At 45.8% G+C, this 755-nt stretch carries 1 pseudogene; it reads right to left on the bottom strand.

The window, feature by feature from the left end:
* Positions 1-47 precede the first annotated feature (47 nt).
* Positions 48-611, bottom strand: a pseudogene (locus BpJC4_RS15855) (IS110 family transposase).
* Positions 612-755: the final 144 nt, after the last annotated feature.

Raw genomic sequence — 755 nt, 5'->3', positions numbered from 1 at the left:
GCATTCCGGGTCTGCAAAACGATCTCGCCCCTTTGTCTTGAGGTATTCTACGAGATTTTTGATGGCATTTGGGCGATTTCATCCAAGCTGTAGGCCTCCATTAAGAAATCCAAAAGAGTGGTTCCAAACACGGACTGATCCACCTCTGTGGTGAAGGAGCTACACTTGTAAAACAGGTGCTGAAGAAACATTTGCTTCTCCCGTGTCATGTTTTCGGTAATGTGGAACCGCATCCGTGTGAGGCGTTGCGGGGCTTGGAATTGTTCACTCATGATGAGCGTCTTTTTCAAGCGCCCGAAACGAAGCCGGTCGGCAATGACCCAGGCATCATTCATGTCTGTCTTATCCATTTCGGCATAAGCCTTTTTGAAGTTTTTGATCTGTTTGGGGTTGATCACATAGACCTTAGAATTCCGCTGATTTAACAGATCATCCTGATTAAAAAATATGGCCGGATGCCAACTATAGACAGACGTCGCTTCCATACCAATTTAGATCATCTTGATATGGTGAACCCATGATGTATGGACAATGGCATTACGCAATTCAGTAACACCTGGCAAGTTGTTCGCAACTGTAAGGGTGCTAAGCGTTTCGCCTTCCTGATTCATAAGGCAGGCTTTCATGTCCTTTGAGCTTACATCAATTCCGACAAAAAGTTTCGTTGGATTGAACCTCCTTTCATTTTAGGATCAAGGGATCAGGCGCTTCGGGATGCCCCCAGATGGTTTGCCGATCAATCAGCCTCGCTTATC

Source organism: Weizmannia acidilactici, from assembly GCF_008974185.1.
Classification (GTDB): domain Bacteria; phylum Bacillota; class Bacilli; order Bacillales; family Bacillaceae_C; genus Weizmannia; species Weizmannia acidilactici.
Note: the sequence above shows the minus strand (reverse complement) of the source record. Positions and strands in the feature narration are given on the sequence as shown.